This window comes from Paracoccus sp. Z118, from assembly GCF_019061185.1.
Lineage (GTDB): Bacteria > Pseudomonadota > Alphaproteobacteria > Rhodobacterales > Rhodobacteraceae > Paracoccus.
In genome coordinates, this window is sequence record NZ_JAHQZU010000009.1 from 131,127 (window position 1) to 146,354 (window position 15,228).

Genomic DNA, 15,228 nt, shown 5'->3' on the forward strand with positions numbered 1-15,228 from the left:
CGGGGCTTTGCCTGTTGCCCTCTCCCGTCCCACGGCTGCGTGGGGAGCGCCCCCGGCAGATGTGAGCCGCCGGACACGCTGCGGCGCAAAAGCCGTCAACCCTGTCTGTCAGTCCCGGCCGGGCCCGGCCGGAAAGCCCCTGCGGGCCGCCCCGCGGGCCTTCACGCTCAACGTGATCGCGCCCACACGCCGCGCTTGCGCCGCAGCCGGGTGGCGAGGCTGACGGTGACGTAGGTCGCGAAACCCACCGGATCGGCGGCCGCGACGCGCCGCAGCTCGGCCCGTCCGGGGCGGTCGTCGAAGTTCTCCATCAACGCCGGGTAGAGCCGTGCCAGTTCCCGCATCCCGTCGTCCTGCCGGCCGCGGACGCGCACCAGCGCGCCGAACCCCTCGCTGATCGGCCAGGAATAGGCGGCATCGACCAGCACCCGCTCGCGTGGGGCAAACAGGCCGCGCACGAAGGCATCGTCGGCGATGATCGCGGGAAACTCGCCCCAACGCTGCCGGCCCGCGGCGTTCACGGCAAAGAGCCCTGCGCCCGATACGCCCCGCGTCAGGAACGGCAGCCTTTGCCAGAACCGGGCATAGCGGCGCGAGACCGCCGAGCGCGGTGGGGCGACCGCCAGCCGCGCCCCTGCATAGACCGGATCGGGCCGGTCCAGCGCGGCGAGCAGTCCGCGTATCAGCCCCGGCCCGCAGACGATATCCGCGTCGAGATAAAGCCGCGCGGGATGGACCGCTTGCGCGTCCGCCGCGTTGAGGGCGCCGATCTTGCCGCCCTGCGGCCGCTCCAGCACCTCCAGCGCCCATCCACGGGCGGCGAAGGCCCCGGCATGTCGCCGCGCCGCCCCGGCGGTGTCGTCGCGGCAGCCGTTCGGCACGACGATGACCTGAAGATGCGCGCCCGGAGCGTCCTGCGACAGAAGCGCCGCCAGACAGGCGCCGATCCGCGCCTCTTCGTTGCAGGCCGGGATGATGATGCTAAGGGGGGGAGGGCTCATCTGGTGCGGCCTGCCGCAAGCGGGGAAATTCGCGGATGTCCTGGCACCGCTCGGCTTTGCGGGGTGATCGCCGCGTTGGCGGGCGGAGGGGCGGGTAAGGTCATGAGGTCAGCGGCGTGGATTTCGGCACGACGCTATCATGGCGGTTTGGGCCCGCCGCTGCAAACCGGGAAATCGGCGGCGGTTTCGTTTCATGTCGGCAAAAATGCAAACCGCGGCGTATTCGGGCCCGTGCTCTTCGGCCAAGCGCCCCGACGCGTAATTCTATCTGCAAGATATGCGGATGGCCCCGGCTGCGCAATGTTCGCAATTATGGCGTGAATTGCGCATCCAAATGCACAACCGCAAGTGTGCAGCGCCGCCGCTCTCGGCCCGCTTCGCTCAGTAACCGGCCACCAGCGCGATCAGGGCGAGGGTGCCGATGACGATCCGCCACCAGGCGAAAAACCCGTAGCCCTTGGCCGAGACGTAATCCAGCAGCCCGCGCACGACGAAAATCGCGGTGATGAAGGCGAAGACGAAGCCGATCGCGACATTCCCCAGCGCCGCCGCGTCGAGGATGCTGCGGTTCTTGTAGAGGTCGTAGGCGAAGGCGCCGATCATCGTCGGCATCGACAGGAAGAAGCTGAACTCGGCCGCAGCGCGCTTGCTCGCGCCCATCAGCAGCGCGCCCACGATGGTCGCGCCCGAGCGCGAGACGCCGGGGATCATGGCGAGGCACTGCACGACGCCGATCCCCGCCGCGCTGGTCAGGGGGATATCCTCGGCCTCGTGATAGCGCGGATCGGTCGCCATGCGGTCCACGAACAGCAGCACGATCCCGCCGAGGATCAGCATCACCGCGATCAGGATCGGGGTCTCGAACAGCACGCCCTTGATGATCGGATGCGCGGCCACGCCCACGACGACGGCGGGCAGGAAGGCGATCAGCACGGCAAGGACAAAGCGCCGCGCGCGGGGATCATGCGGGGCGGACGAGAAGATGCGCCACAGCCGCCCCGAATAGACCCCGAGGATGGCGAGGATCGCGCCAAGCTGGATCATCACCTCGAACGCCCGGCCGGGCGAATCGAACCCGAGGAAATGCCCCGCAAGCAGGATGTGGCCGGTGGAGGAGACCGGGATGAACTCGGTCAGCCCCTCCAGGATGCCGAGGAAGGCGGCGATTATGGTATCTGGGGCCATCTCAGACGTCGCGCAGCGACTTGGCCGAGTCCTTGATGACGTCGTATTGCCCCGAAGGGCGGAAGCGCCACAGATAATCCGGGATCACCGCCGCGGCCGCCTTGGGCGCGATGCCCAGATCCTCGAACCCCAGGACCTTGCCCGGCTCGCGCGTGGCGACGTTGTGGTGGCGCAGCGTGCGGGCCTGGTCGCGGGTCATGACGCGGTTCGTCACCAGCCCGCCGGTCATCCATTGCGCCGCGTCGAGCATTCCGCCCGCCGCCCCGGCCATGAAGTTCGGCACGCCGACGATGGCGCGGCGGCGGCCGGTGACGGTCAGCACCTGCCGGGCAATCTCGCGCATGGTCATGACGTTCGGCCCGCCCAGCTCATAGATGCCGCCGGGCGCCGTGCCGCCCGCGCACATCGCGGCGACGCGGGCGACGTCATCGACGAAGACCGGCTGCATCCGGGTGTCCGCGCCGGGCACGAACATGAACAGCTTGAACCGGGTCAGCCCGCCCAGCTTGTTGTAGAAGTTGTCGTCAGGCCCGAACATCACCGAAGGGCGCAGGATCGCCGCGTCGGGCCGCGCCTCCAGCACCGCGCTTTCGCCCCGCGCCTTGGTGACCGCATAGCGGGAATCACTTTCGGGGTCGGCCCCGAGCGCCGAGATATGCACCAGCCGCGGGATGCCCATCTCGGCCGAGATGCGGGCGATCCGCCCGGCGGCCTCGACATGGATGCTTTCGAAGGTGTTCTTGCCGACGCGGACGAGGATGCCGACGCAGTTGATGACGGCATCGGCGCCGGCCATCGCGGCGGTCACGGACAGGTCGTCGCGGACGTTGCACGGCACCGGCTGAACCTGGCCGACCCCGCCATAGGTGCGGACCGCCAGCGCCTCGTTCGGGCGGCGCACGGCGACGCGGACGCGCCAGCCATCGGCGGCCATGATCCTGGCGATCTGGCGGCCCAGAAAGCCGGAGCCGCCATAGATGGTGACCAGTTTCGACATGGGTGCGCCCCTCGGTTGCCGTATGGATGCCGCTTCCGCTGATAGCGAAGGGCGGCGGCGGACTCAAGCTGCGGCGGCGCGACGTGAAAGGGACAAGATTCCGCGACAGACCCTGTTGACAGCGGTCGCGGCTGTCTCTAAATCCCCGCCTCACGCAACCGGCCCAGGTGGCGGAATTGGTAGACGCGCACGGTTCAGGTCCGTGTGCCGCAAGGCGTGGAGGTTCGAGTCCTCTTCTGGGCACCATGCGACCCAAGACCCCCGACAGCGAAAGCTGCCGGGGGTTTTTGCTTCTCACGCTCCCTTTTTCACGCTTCCCGCTTCGCGCCCGCCGATCACCCGCGCCGGGTTGCCGCCGACCGTCGCCCCGGCGGGCACGTCGCGGGTGACGACCGCGCCCGCCCCCAAGGTCGCGCCGTCCCCGACCGTCACCCCGGGCAGGACGATCACGCCGCCGCCGATCCAGACATCGGCGCCGATCGTGATCGCCCGTCCGCTTTCCAGCCCCGCCGCCCGTTCGGCCGCCTCCCGCGGGTGGTCGGCGGTCAGGATCTGCACCAGCGGGCCGATCTGCGTGCGGTCCCCGATGCGGACCGGCGCCACGTCCAGGAACACGCAGCCGTAGTTGACGAAGCAGCCTTGCCCGAAATGGATGTTGCGTCCGTAATCGACGTGGAAGGGCGGGCGGATGCGGGCCTCGCTCCAGGTGCCGAGCAGCTCGCCCAGCATCGACTGGTCCTCGCCCTTGATCGTCGCCGCGTGAAGGCGCATCAGCCGCTGCGCCTCGGTCCGCATGGCGACAAGCTGCGGGTCCGCGGGATCGTAGGATTGGCCTGCCACCATCCGGTCGTATTCGGTCGTCATCTCTGCCACCTTTCCATGCAATCGCCCCGTCAACGCCCCCGGCCGCCGTCCGGCCCCTGAAACCTGCGTGAGCGGCGGCCCGCCGGGCCAGCCCGTGCTTGCGCCGAGGGAAGGGGCGCGGCAACAATGCCCCGCATCATTTCGGGGCACGCATGCTGGTCATCCTGAATCGCAACGTATTGATCTGGATTGCCGGCATCACGATCGCCGTGCTGTTTCTGCGCCAGCTCGGCACGATCCTGCTGCCCTTCGTGCTGGGGGCGGCGCTGGCCTATTTCCTCGACCCGCTCGCCGATCGGCTGGAGCGGCTGCGCTTCAGCCGCGCGAGCGCGGTGGCGATCATCGCCATCGTCCTGATCTCGCTGATGACGGCGGCGGTGCTGCTGCTGCTGCCGACGCTCATCGGCCAGTTGCGGCAGCTGGTCGAGGCCCTGCCGAACGCCGTCCGGGGCGGCTTCGACCGGCTGATGGCCCGGTTCCCCGAGCTGATGGAGGATGGCGGCTTCCTGCGCCAGATCCTCTCGGACCTGACCGAGCGGCTGCGGATGAGCGCGCTGGCGATGCTGGGCGGCACGCTCAGCACCGTCATCAGCGCGCTGGCGGTCGGGGTGCTGTTCATCGCCACGCTGACGGTGACGATCTACCTGCTCTACGACTGGGACCGGCTGGTGGCGGGGGTGGACCGGCGGCTGCCGCCCAAGTGGGCGCCGCTGATCCGGCATCTGGCCCGAGACATCGACGGCGTGCTGACCGGGTTCGTGCGCGGCCAGATCATCGTCGGCGCGCTGCTCGCCACGTTCTATTCGACCGTGCTGATGACGCTGGGGCTGAATTACGGGCTGCTGATCGGCATCGCCTCGGGGCTGCTGAATTTCATCCCCTATCTCGGCTCGATCTCGGGTTTCGGACTCGCGACCGGGGTCGCGCTGGTGCAGTTCTGGGGCAACTGGTGGATGATCGCGTTGGTCGCTTTCGTCTTCATCCTGGGCCAGATGGTCGAGGGGAATGTCATCACCCCCCGCATCGTCGGCGATTCGGTCAAGCTGCATCCGGTCTGGATGCTGCTGGCGCTGGCTTCGGGCGGGGCGCTGTTCGGCTTTGCCGGGCTGCTGCTGGCGGTTCCGTTCGGGGCGGCGCTGGGGGTGGTGGTGCGCTATGTCGATACCGCCTGGCTGCTGCGGCTGCGGCGGCAGAAGCGGGCGCTCGCCCGCCGCCCCTGAACGGGGCGCGGAACGGAACACGGACGGAACGCCCAGCAGGGTGCGGCGTTGGGCAGGGTCACACGCTGTCCGAAAGGCTGCCTCCCATGTCATCGAAAGAAAAAACCGATCCCGTCATCCCGCCCTACCGCGCCGGCTCGCTGGACGACCCGGACCTGCCGCTGAACCCGTATTCGGACAAGCAGCAGTCCTGGCCGGGCCTTGCGGAAAAGATGGACCCGCTGCCCGATCACGGCGAGAAAAGCTACAAGGGCAACGGCAGGCTCAAGGGCAAGCGCGCGCTGGTCACCGGCGGCGACAGCGGCATCGGCCGGGCCGCCGCCATCGCCTTCGCGCGTGAGGGCGCGGATGTGGCGATCGCCTACCACCCCAACGACGAAAGCGACGCGCAGACCGTCATCAAGCTGATCGAGGCCGAGGGCCGCAACGCCGTCGCGCTGCCTGCCGACCTGAAGGACGAGAACGCGGCCCGCAAGGTTGCGGACGACGCGGTGAAGCAGCTCGGCGGGCTTGAGGTGCTGGTGCTGAACGCCGGGATGCAGCAGGCGCAGGAGTCGATCGAGGACATCACGTCCAAGCAGTTCGACGACACCATGAAGACCAACATCTACGCGCATTTCTGGATCACCCAGCAGATCCTGCCGCAGTTGAAGAAGGGCGCGTCGATCATCGTCACCTCGTCGGTGAACGCGTTCTCGCCGTCGAAGAACCTTCTCGACTACGCGATGACCAAGGCGGCGGAAAAGGCCTTCGCGCAGGCGCTGGCCAAGCAGCTCGCCCCCAAGGGCATCCGCGTGAACGCGGTGGCGCCCGGCCCGTTCTGGACGCCGATCCAGGTCTCGGGCGGGCAGCCCAAGAAGGATCTGCCGCAATTCGGATCGGACAGCCCGCTGGGCCGCGCGGGCCAGCCGGTCGAGATCGCGCCGATCTACGTCCTGCTGGCCAGCGACGAGGCGAGCTACATCACCGGCGAGGTCTATGCCGCGACCGGCGGCAGCGGCACCGGCTGATCCCCGAAGCGCATGGCGGGCTGGACAACCGGCCCGCCATGATGCCCACTGAAGGGGCGACTCCGCGGCCCGTGAGGGGACCATGCTGGACCAGTTCGACGCCGTTCTGCTTGCCAGATTGCAGTTCGCCTTCACGATGTCATTCCACATCGTGTTTCCGGCCTTCACCATCGGCCTTGCCAGCTTCCTCGCCGTGCTGGAGACGATGTGGCTGATCACCAGCCGCGAAATCTATCACAACCTGCTGAAATACTGGATGCGGGTCTTTTCCGTGGCCTTCGGCATGGGCGTGGTGTCCGGCATCGTGATGACCTACCAGTTCGGCACCAACTGGTCGGTGTTCAGCGATGTCGCGGGGCCGGTGGTCGGGCCGCTGATGGCCTACGAGGTGATGACGGCGTTCTTTCTGGAGGCCGGGTTCCTCGGGGTGATGCTGTTCGGCACCGACAAGGTGGGCAAGGGCCTGCACGCCTTCGCGACCTATGCCGTCGCGGTCGGCACGCTGCTGTCGGCCTTCTGGATCCTGGCGGTCAACAGCTGGATGCAGACCCCGCAGGGCCACCTCGTCGATCCGGACGGGCGCATCGTCCCCGGCGACTGGTGGGCGATCATCTTCAATCCCTCGTTCCCCTATCGCCTCGTCCACATGGTGATCGCCGCCTACCTGACCACGGCGCTGGTGGTCGGCGCGGCGGCCGCCTGGCACATGCTGCGCCGCCGCGCGCAGGGGGAAAGCCGGATCATGTTCTCGATGGCGATGTGGATGCTGCTGCTGGTCGCGCCGATCCAGATCTTCGCCGGCGACCAGCACGGGCTGAACACGCTGGAACACCAGCCCATCAAGATCATGGCGATGGAGGGGCATTTCGAGAGCCACGCGGGCGGCGCCCCCCTTTACCTGTTCGGTCTGCCCAACATGGAGGAAGGCCGGATGGATTACGGCCTGTCCATCCCCAAGCTCGGCTCGCTGATCCTCCAGCATGACCTGAACGCGGCCATGCCGGGGCTGGATACGGTGCCGCGCGAGGACTGGCCGCCGGTGCCGGTCGTGTTCTGGTCCTTCCGCATCATGGTCGGGATCGGCTTCCTGATGCTGACGGTGGGGCTGTGGAGCGGGATCGCGCGGCTGCGCGGCACGCTTCACGAATCGCGCTGGCTGCATCGGGCGGCGCTGGCGATGGGCCCGGCGGGCTTCGTCGCCGTGCTGGCCGGCTGGGTCACGACCGAGGTCGGCCGCCAGCCCTGGGTCGTCTATGGCATGCTGCGGACGGCGGACGCGGCCTCTCCGGTCGCGGCGCCGGCGGTGGGCACGTCGCTGATGGCGTTCGTCGTCGTCTATACGCTGATCTTCGCGGCGGGCACGATCTACATGCTGCGGATGATGGCCCGCCCGCCCCATGACCACGAGCGCGGCCCGCTCCGCGGCCAGCCCCAGCACGCCGCCGGGATCATGCCCGGCGGGGCCGCCGCCGCCACCTCGGGACCGGAGCTGCGCTGATGATCCTCGACCTGCCCACGATCATGGCCTTCACCGTCGCCTTCGCGGTGTTCCTTTACGTGGTGATGGACGGGTTCGACCTCGGTCTTGCGATCCTGTTCCCCTTCGCGCGGCCGGGCGACCGTGACACCATGGTCAACACCATCGCCCCGGTCTGGGACGGGAACGAGACATGGCTGGTGCTCGGCGGCGGCGCGGTCCTCGCCGGGTTCCCGCAGGCCTATGCGATCCTGCTGCCGGCGCTTTACGTCCCGATCATCGCGATGCTGCTGGGGCTGGTGTTCCGGGGCGTGGCGTTCGAGTTCCGATTCCGCAGCCAGCGCCGCCAGCACTGGTGGGACCGGGGCTTCGTGCTCGGCTCGGTGGTGGCGTCCTTCATGCAGGGGGTCGCGCTGGGAACGGTGTTGCAAGGGGTGACGGTCGTGGATGGTGCCTATGGCGGCGGCTGGTGCGACTGGTTGACGCCGTTCTCGGTCCTGTGCGGGATCAGCGTCTGCATCGCCTACATGCTGCTCGGCGCCTGCTGGCTGATCGCCAAGACCGAGGGGCATCTGCGCGACGACGCCTACGCCTGGGCCCGCAAGCTGGTTTTCGCAACGCTGGCGGCCATCGTGGCTGTCAGTCTGGCGACGCCGTTCCTGCTGGGGCAGTACTGGCAGCGCTGGTTCGAGTGGCCGACCATCGCCGTCACCGGGCTGGTGCCGCTGCTGGTGGCGCTGGTCTGGCTTGCTTTGCTGCGGACCCTTGCCGCGCGGCGGGACCGCTGGCCGTTCTTCCTGTCGCTGGCGCTCTTCGCGCTGTGTTTCGCCGGGCTGGGCGTCTCGATCTATCCCGACATCGTTCCCGGCACCCTGACCATCTGGGAGGCCGCCGCCCCGGAAAAGAGCCAGGTGTTCTTCATGACCGGAGTGATCCTGCTGATCCCCGTGATCCTCGTCTATACCGGCTATTCCTACTGGGTGTTCCGCGGCAAGGTCGGGGCCGATGCGGGGTATCACTGATGGGCCGCAAGCTGGGCTGGTTCGTGATCCTGTATCTGGGCGGCGTGCTGGCCGTTTACGCCGTCGCGGCGTTGCTGCGGCTGTGGATCGGCTGAAGGGGGCGCTGCCCCCACGCCCGTTCCGGGCGTTCCCCCGGGATATTTGGGCACCAAAGACGGGGCTTGGGGCGGCGTAGTCTTCGGTGCCCAGGTATCCTCCGGGGGTGCGGGGGTGGATTGACCCGCTCCGATCCCGCGGCTAACCGGCACGACGTAACCCGAGGACGCGCGATGACCATCCACCTGCATCAGAACGACCTGCCCGAGGGGCTGGACCTCGGCCCGGTCGTGGCCATCGACACCGAGACGATGGGGCTCGAGCCGCGCCGCGACCGGCTTTGCCTCGTGCAGCTGTCCTCGGGCGATGGGAGCGCGCATCTGGTGCAGATCGGCAAGGGGCAGGTCGAGGCCCCCAACCTGGTGCGGCTGCTGGCCGATCCGGGGGTGGAGAAGCTGTTCCACTATGGCCGCTTCGACATCGCGGTTCTGTATCACGCCTTCGGCGTGCTGGCGGCGCCGGTCTGGTGCACCAAGATCGCGTCCAGGATGGTGCGGACCTTCACCGACCGGCACGGGCTGAAATACCTGCTGCACGATCTGGTGGGCGCCGACATCTCCAAGCAGCAGCAGACCAGCGACTGGGGCGCCGAGGTGCTGACCGAGGCGCAGATGGAATATGCCGCCTCGGACGTGCTGCATCTGCACGCGCTCAAGCTGCAACTGGAACAGCGGCTCGCGCGGGAAGGGCGGCTGGAACTGGCCCAGTCCTGTTTCGATTTCCTGCCCACCCGCGCCCGGCTCGACCTGCTGGGCTGGGTGGATGAAAACGACATCTACCGTCACTAGATCGTGCCGATGACAAGCTATCTCGACACTGCCCGCCGTGTCATCCGCATCGAGGCGGATGCCCTTTCCCTGCTGGAGCAGTCGCTCGGCGCGCCGTTCGAGGAAGCCGTTCGGCTGATCCTGGCCGCAAAGGGGCGGGTCGTCGTGTCGGGCATGGGCAAGTCCGGTCATGTCGGGCGCAAGATCGCCGCGACCTTCGCCAGCACCGGCACGCCCGCGCAGTTCGTCCATCCCGCCGAGGCGTCGCACGGCGATCTGGGCATGGTCACGCAGGGCGACGTGGCGCTGGTGCTGTCCAACAGCGGCGAGACGCCCGAGATCGCCGACATCGTCGCCCATACCCGCCGGTTCGAGATTCCCCTGATCGGCGTTGCCGGGCGCGAGGGCTCGACCCTGCTGCGCCAGTCCGATGTCGCGCTGCTGCTGCCGCAGGCGCCCGAGGCTTGCGGCACCGGGATCGTGCCGACCAGCTCCACCACCATGACGCTGGCGCTCGGCGACGCGCTCGCCATCGCGCTGATGGAGCACCGCCAGTTCACGCCCGAGCATTTCCGCACCTTTCATCCCGGCGGCAAGCTGGGCGCGCGGCTGCTGCGCGTAGCCGACCTGATGCACACCGACATGCCGCTGGTGTCCGAGGACACGCCCATGACCGAGGCGCTGCTGACCATCAGCCGCGTCGGCTTCGGCGTCACCGGCGTGACGGGCGCGGATGGCCGGCTGGTCGGCATCATCACCGATGGCGACCTGCGGCGGCACATGGACGGCCTGCTGGATCACACCGCCGCCGAGGTGATGACCCGCAGGCCCCGCACCATCGCCCCCGGCGCGCTGGCCGAAGCGGCGCTGGCGCAGATGCAGGACAGCAAGATCACCACCCTGTTCGCCGTCGAGGATGACGGCCGCCCGGCGGGCATCCTGCATATCCACGACTGCCTGCGCGCCGGGATCGTCTGATGCCGGGCGGGGGCCGCCTGCGCACCCCCATCGTGCGCGGCCTGCGTGTCGTGCTGCCGCTCGCCGCGCTGGCGATCCTGTCGATGCTGTTCCTGCTGGCCCGCAACCCGTCGCCGGACATCGCCATTCCCTATGTGGACCCCGAAGGCGGGAACCTCGCGCAGCGCACCGGCATGACCGCGCCGCGCTTCGCCGGGGTGACGCCCGACGGCGCCCGCTACACGCTGAGCGCCGCCCGCGCGGTGCCGGACGGGGACGAAGGCGCCGCCAGCGTGGTGGCGCTGGACTGGCGCGCGGCTGATGGCACCGCCGCCGAGCTTCGCGCCGGACATGCCGCGCTTCAGGACGGCACGATTCACATGACGGACGACGTGCGGATGACGACCTCGGCCGGCTGGGTGCTGACCGCCCCAGCAATCGATGCCGACACGGATGCGAGCCTCATCACCGCGCCCTCGGTGGTGCAGGCGGCGGGACCGTTCGGCACGGTCGAGGCGGGCGGCGCGGTGCTGGCCCGGAACGAGGCGGGCGAGCATGTTCTTGATTTGAATGGCGGGGTCCGTCTGATATACGACCCGCGACCCTAGGGAGAAGGCGCCATGCCGCTGCATCTGCTTCGCGCGCTGTCCGTTCTGGCGCTGCTGGGAACCGCCGCGCCGGCGCTGTCGCAGGCGGTGGGCTTCGGCGCCGCGTCGGATACCGAGGCCCCGGTCGAGGTGTCGGCCGACAGCCTTCAGGTGAACCAGTCCAGCGGGCAGGCGACCTTCACCGGCAACGTGGTGATCTCGCAGGGCGAGATGCGGCTGTCTGCCGACGAGGTGACGGTCGATTACGCCGAGACGGGCGAAAGCCGCATCCGCAGCCTGCACGCGACCGGAACCGTGACGCTGGTCAGCGGCCCCGACGCCGCCGAGGCGCAGGACGCCGTCTATGACGTGGAAAGCGGCACGGTGGCGCTGTCGGGCGACGTGATCCTGACGCAGGGGCAGAACGTCCTGTCGGGCGAGCGGGCGAATATCGACCTGAACACCGGGCAGGCGAACATGTCGGGCCGCGTCCGCAGCGTGCTGCAACCCGGCGGCAACTGATGGCGGCATCGCGCATCGAACCGGCCGCGCCGCCGGGCTCGGGCGACGGGCCGATCGGCCTGCAGGTCAACAATCTGCGCAAGTCCTATCGCAACCGCCCGGTGATCCGCGACGTGTCGCTGCAACTCGACCGGGGCGAGGTGGTGGCGCTGCTCGGTCCGAACGGCTCGGGCAAGACGACCTGCTTCTACTGCATCGCCGGGTTGATCCTGCCCGACGCCGGCCGGGTGCTGATCGAGGGGCAGAACGCCACCACCCTGCCGATGTATCGCCGCGCCCGCATGGGGATCGGCTATCTGCCGCAGGAGATGTCGATCTTTCGCGGCCTCAGCGTCGAGCAGAACATCATGGCGGTGCTGGAGGTCTCGCAGCCCTCCGCCCATCGCCGCCGCGACCAGCTCGAGGAATTGCTGGGCGAGTTCTCCATCGGTCATCTGCGCCACGCGCCCGCGCTCGCCCTGTCCGGGGGCGAGCGGCGGCGGGTCGAGATCGCCCGCTGCCTCGCCTCGTCGCCGCGCTACATGCTGCTGGACGAGCCCTTCGCCGGGGTCGATCCGATCGCCGTGGGCGAGATCCGGGCGCTGGTCCACGACCTGAAGACGCGCGGCATCGGGGTGCTGATCACCGACCATAACGTCCGGGAAACGCTGGGGATCGTGGATCGCGCCTACATCCTTCATGACGGCGCGGTGCTGAAATCGGGCAGCACGGCCGAGATCGTGGCAGATCCGCAGGTGCGGCAGGTCTATCTGGGCGAAGGCTTCCAGATGGGGTGACGCGACGGCGCCGGATGGACCCGTTGACAGATCGGGGGCGCTGTCACCAAATGAATATATGCGGGTGGCATCCCGCGCCCTGCGGGATGCGCCGCGCAGCCGATCCGTTCCGGCCGCGACCCCAAGGGCAGGTCCGGGCGGGGCATACCGCAGAAAGGACGTAACGATGCGTTACCAGATCAGTGGCAAGCAGATCGATATCGGTGAGGCGCTCCAGACCCACGTCAAGACCGGCCTGGGCGAGACCGTCGCCAAGTATTCCCAGCGACCCATCGACGCCACGGTGATCTTTTCACGGGATGCGCATGAGTTTCAGTGCGAGACCGTCGTCCACCTGTCCACCGGCCTGACCGCCCAGGCCAAGGCGCGCGACACGGAAATCTACGCCGCCTTCGAGGCCTGCCGCGAGAAGATGGACAAGCAGCTGCGCCGCTACAAACGCCGGCTGAAGGACCACCAGAAGAACCGCGTGGAACAGCCGGTTGAATACAATCCCGCTTCCAGCTATGTGCTGGCGGCTGACGAAGATGTGTGGGAATCGCAGGACGACACCGGCCTGCAACCCATCATCATCGCCGAGATGGAAACCCGCGTTCCGACCCTTTCGGTCGGCGACGCGGTGATGCAACTGGAACTGTCCGGCAGCCCGATGCTGGTGTTCCGCAACGAAAAGCACGGGGGCGTCAACGTGGTGCATCGCCGCGATGACGGTAATGTCGGCTGGATCGACCCCCGGAACCTGAACTGACGGCCCGGTTACGGCCGTAACATCCAGCCCGCCGCGGCGCCCGAGGCAAAGTGGCGGGTTGCGCGTATCAGGGCGTAGGGGACGATATCATCCATGCAGATCAGCGATATCCTTCTGCCGGCCGCCGTTCGGTCGGTATCACAGGTGTCCAGCAAGAAGCGCCTGTTCCAGGACCTGGCCGAGCTGGCGCACAGCGTCTACGGCCTCGACAGCGCCCGCACGCTCGACGCGTTGCAGGAGCGCGAGAGCCTTGGCCCCACCGGCGTCGGCAACGGCGTCGCCCTGCCGCATGCGCGGCTGCACGGGCTGAACAGGGTGGTCGCCCTGTTCATCCGGCTGGAGAAACCGCTGGATTTCGACGCGGTGGACAAGCTGCCGGTCGATCTGGTCTTCGCGCTGCTCGCGCCGCAAAGCTCGGGCGTCGATCACCTGAAGGCGCTGGCGCTGGTCTCGCGCACGCTGCGCGACGCCGACCTGCGCGCCAAGCTGCGCGCCAATGACGATCCCGTCGCCCTGCATGCCGTGCTGGCCGCCGCGCAGGACATGAAGGCGGCCTGACCGGCGCCCTGTCGGGCGGGCTGCTCAGCCCGCCTCCGGCAGATACCCCTCGAAGGTGATGTTCCGCGCGATCCGCCGCGCCGCAGCCTCCTGCTCGGGCGAGCGGATCGTCCAGCACAGCACCGGCACCCCGCGCGCGGCAAGCGCCACCACCGCCGGATTGCCCAGATCGCGATGATCGTGCGAGACGAAGCTCGCCCCCACGCGGTCGAAATCCGCCAGCCGCGCATAATCCGCCCGCCGTGCGGCCGGAACGCCGGGCCAGTCATCCGCCGCGAAATCGCAACTCGTCAGCCCGACGGGCAGGGCCGGGGCCGCCGCATGGACGGCGGCCACCGCATGCGGATTGAACGACATCACCGCCACCTCCGCCTCGTGCCCCGCCAGCAGATCGGCCACCCGCGCGGGCAGATCGCCGACGGCAGGGCCAAGCCCGCCATCGGTGTCCTTGATCTCGACCAGCAGCGGCACCCGGCCCGCGACCTCGTCCAGCACCTGCGAGAGCGTCGGAATCGTCTCGTCCGTTCCCAGCAACCGGCAGCCCGCCGCCTGATCCGGGGACAGGCCCCAGATGAGCCCGGCCCTGCCCGTCAGCCGCTGCAGGTCGTAGTCGTGGAACACCAGCGGCGTCCCATCGGCGGCCGGCTGCACGTCCAGCTCGATCGCATAACCCGCCCGCACGGCGGCCCGGAACGCGGCCATCGAGTTCTCGGGCACGCCCGGCGAGTGCAGGCCGCGATGGGCGATCGGGCGCGACAGCAGCCCTGCCGGCAGGTTGGGGCGCATCAGGCGATCTCGAAGATCGCCTCGACCTCGACCGCGACCCCGCGCGGCAGCGAGGCGGCGCTGACCGCGGCGCGCGCATGGCGGCCCTTGTCGCCGAACACCTCGACCATCAGGTCCGAGCAGCCGTTGACCACCTCGGGCTGGTCGGTGAAATCGGGGGTGGAGTTCACGAAGCCGGTCAGCTTGACGACCCGCGCCACCTTGTCCAGCGAGCCGAGCGCCGCCCGCGCCTGCGCCAGCAGCGCCAGCCCGCAGGCCCGCGCCGCCGCCGCGCCGGCCGCCACATCCACGCCGTCGCCGAGCTTGCCCCGGATCAGCCCGTCAGGCCCGGCCGAGATCTGTCCCGATACGAACAGCAGCTTGCCGCTGATCACATAAGGCACATAGTTCGCCGCCGGCGCGGGCGCGTCCGGCAGGGTGATGTTGAGCTCGGCAAGGCGGGCGTCGATGGACATGGGGCACTCCTTCGTGAAAATCGTCGCAACCCTAACCCGCGCCATGCGGCCTGTCACCTCGACCGCACGCCAGCGTATCGGGCGGCCAGAAATATCCTGGGCTTCCGAGTGCCCGGAAAACAGTCCAGCGGACTGTTTTCAGCGAGGAAGGCCACGGCAGTGGCCAGGTCGCAGACCGCGGGGGCAGCGCCCCCCCCCCC

Annotated in this window: 18 protein-coding genes and 1 tRNA gene; 13 read left to right on the forward strand and 6 right to left on the reverse strand. The window is 68.9% G+C overall.

Annotated features, from left to right (window positions below; all coding sequences use genetic code 11):
• Positions 1-167 precede the first annotated feature (167 nt).
• From KTN05_RS09890 to KTN05_RS09900, 3 genes are all read right to left on the reverse strand, one after another.
• Positions 168-1,001: a glycosyltransferase family 2 protein gene (locus tag KTN05_RS09890; RefSeq protein ID WP_217329231.1), complete on the reverse strand. Its 834-nt coding sequence runs from the start codon at positions 999-1,001 to the stop codon at positions 168-170.
• A gap of 381 nt (positions 1,002-1,382) precedes the next feature.
• Positions 1,383-2,186, reverse strand: coding sequence for an undecaprenyl-diphosphate phosphatase (locus KTN05_RS09895; protein WP_217329232.1), 804 nt, complete (start codon positions 2,184-2,186; stop codon positions 1,383-1,385).
• A 1-nt stretch (position 2,187) separates the two neighbouring features.
• Positions 2,188-3,183, reverse strand: a complete 996-nt coding sequence (locus KTN05_RS09900) for a complex I NDUFA9 subunit family protein (RefSeq protein ID WP_217329233.1) — start codon at positions 3,181-3,183, stop codon at positions 2,188-2,190.
• 161 nt (positions 3,184-3,344) lie between these two features.
• Here KTN05_RS09900 and KTN05_RS09905 point away from each other — a divergent pair.
• Positions 3,345-3,429, forward strand: a tRNA-Leu gene (locus tag KTN05_RS09905).
• A gap of 48 nt (positions 3,430-3,477) precedes the next feature.
• On the opposite strand, the gene KTN05_RS09910 is transcribed toward KTN05_RS09905, so the two are convergent.
• Positions 3,478-4,047 (reverse strand): sugar O-acetyltransferase, encoded by a 570-nt coding sequence (locus KTN05_RS09910; RefSeq protein WP_217329234.1) that lies wholly within the window; start codon positions 4,045-4,047, stop codon positions 3,478-3,480.
• Positions 4,048-4,199: 152 nt separating this feature from the next.
• On the opposite strand from KTN05_RS09910, the gene KTN05_RS09915 reads away from it, so the two are divergent.
• The 12 genes from KTN05_RS09915 to KTN05_RS09970 all read left to right on the forward strand — a co-directional run bounded on the left by KTN05_RS09915 (position 4,200) and on the right by KTN05_RS09970 (position 13,787).
• Positions 4,200-5,267, forward strand: coding sequence for an AI-2E family transporter (locus KTN05_RS09915; RefSeq protein ID WP_217329235.1), 1,068 nt, complete (start codon positions 4,200-4,202; stop codon positions 5,265-5,267).
• 86 nt (positions 5,268-5,353) lie between these two features.
• A complete protein-coding gene (locus tag KTN05_RS09920; RefSeq protein WP_217329236.1) occupies positions 5,354-6,277 on the forward strand; it encodes an SDR family oxidoreductase in 924 nt (307 codons plus the stop codon).
• A gap of 82 nt (positions 6,278-6,359) precedes the next feature.
• Positions 6,360-7,775: a cytochrome ubiquinol oxidase subunit I gene (locus tag KTN05_RS09925; protein WP_305799900.1), complete on the forward strand. Its 1,416-nt coding sequence runs from the start codon at positions 6,360-6,362 to the stop codon at positions 7,773-7,775.
• Positions 7,772-8,776, forward strand: a complete 1,005-nt coding sequence (cydB, locus tag KTN05_RS09930) for a cytochrome d ubiquinol oxidase subunit II (protein ID WP_305799902.1) — start codon at positions 7,772-7,774, stop codon at positions 8,774-8,776. Before KTN05_RS09925 ends, cydB begins: the two co-directional genes overlap by 4 nt.
• The gene (locus KTN05_RS09935) at positions 8,776-8,871 is read left to right on the forward strand and encodes a DUF2474 family protein (protein ID WP_217329238.1); all 96 of its coding nucleotides are present in this window, start codon (positions 8,776-8,778) and stop codon (positions 8,869-8,871) included. The genes cydB and KTN05_RS09935 overlap by 1 nt, the downstream gene beginning before the upstream one ends.
• Positions 8,872-9,045: 174 nt before the next feature.
• Positions 9,046-9,660 (forward strand): ribonuclease D, encoded by a 615-nt coding sequence (locus KTN05_RS09940; RefSeq protein ID WP_217329239.1) that lies wholly within the window; start codon positions 9,046-9,048, stop codon positions 9,658-9,660.
• Positions 9,661-9,669: 9 nt separating this feature from the next.
• The gene (locus tag KTN05_RS09945) at positions 9,670-10,617 is read left to right on the forward strand and encodes an SIS domain-containing protein (RefSeq protein WP_217329241.1); all 948 of its coding nucleotides are present in this window, start codon (positions 9,670-9,672) and stop codon (positions 10,615-10,617) included.
• Positions 10,617-11,204 carry a hypothetical protein gene (locus tag KTN05_RS09950; RefSeq protein WP_217329242.1) on the forward strand — a complete coding sequence of 196 codons (588 nt, stop codon included), beginning with the start codon at positions 10,617-10,619 and terminating at the stop codon, positions 11,202-11,204. The genes KTN05_RS09945 and KTN05_RS09950 overlap by 1 nt, the downstream gene beginning before the upstream one ends.
• 12 nt (positions 11,205-11,216) lie before the next feature.
• Entirely contained in the window at positions 11,217-11,705 is a 489-nt protein-coding gene (gene lptA / locus KTN05_RS09955) for a lipopolysaccharide transport periplasmic protein LptA (protein WP_217329243.1), read from the forward strand.
• Entirely contained in the window at positions 11,705-12,481 is a 777-nt protein-coding gene (lptB, locus tag KTN05_RS09960; RefSeq protein WP_217329244.1) for an LPS export ABC transporter ATP-binding protein, read from the forward strand. Before lptA ends, lptB begins: the two co-directional genes overlap by 1 nt.
• A 166-nt stretch (positions 12,482-12,647) precedes the next feature.
• Positions 12,648-13,229 (forward strand): ribosome hibernation-promoting factor, HPF/YfiA family, encoded by a 582-nt coding sequence (gene hpf, locus KTN05_RS09965; protein ID WP_217329245.1) that lies wholly within the window; start codon positions 12,648-12,650, stop codon positions 13,227-13,229.
• Between the two features lie 93 nt (positions 13,230-13,322).
• A complete protein-coding gene (locus KTN05_RS09970; protein WP_217329246.1) occupies positions 13,323-13,787 on the forward strand; it encodes a PTS sugar transporter subunit IIA in 465 nt (154 codons plus the stop codon).
• 24 nt (positions 13,788-13,811) lie between these two features.
• On the opposite strand, the gene KTN05_RS09975 is transcribed toward KTN05_RS09970, so the two are convergent.
• A complete protein-coding gene (locus KTN05_RS09975; protein ID WP_217329247.1) occupies positions 13,812-14,573 on the reverse strand; it encodes a glycerophosphodiester phosphodiesterase family protein in 762 nt (253 codons plus the stop codon).
• Positions 14,573-15,028 carry a RidA family protein gene (locus KTN05_RS09980; protein WP_217329248.1) on the reverse strand — a complete coding sequence of 152 codons (456 nt, stop codon included), beginning with the start codon at positions 15,026-15,028 and terminating at the stop codon, positions 14,573-14,575. Before KTN05_RS09980 ends, KTN05_RS09975 begins: the two co-directional genes overlap by 1 nt.
• Positions 15,029-15,228: the final 200 nt, after the last annotated feature.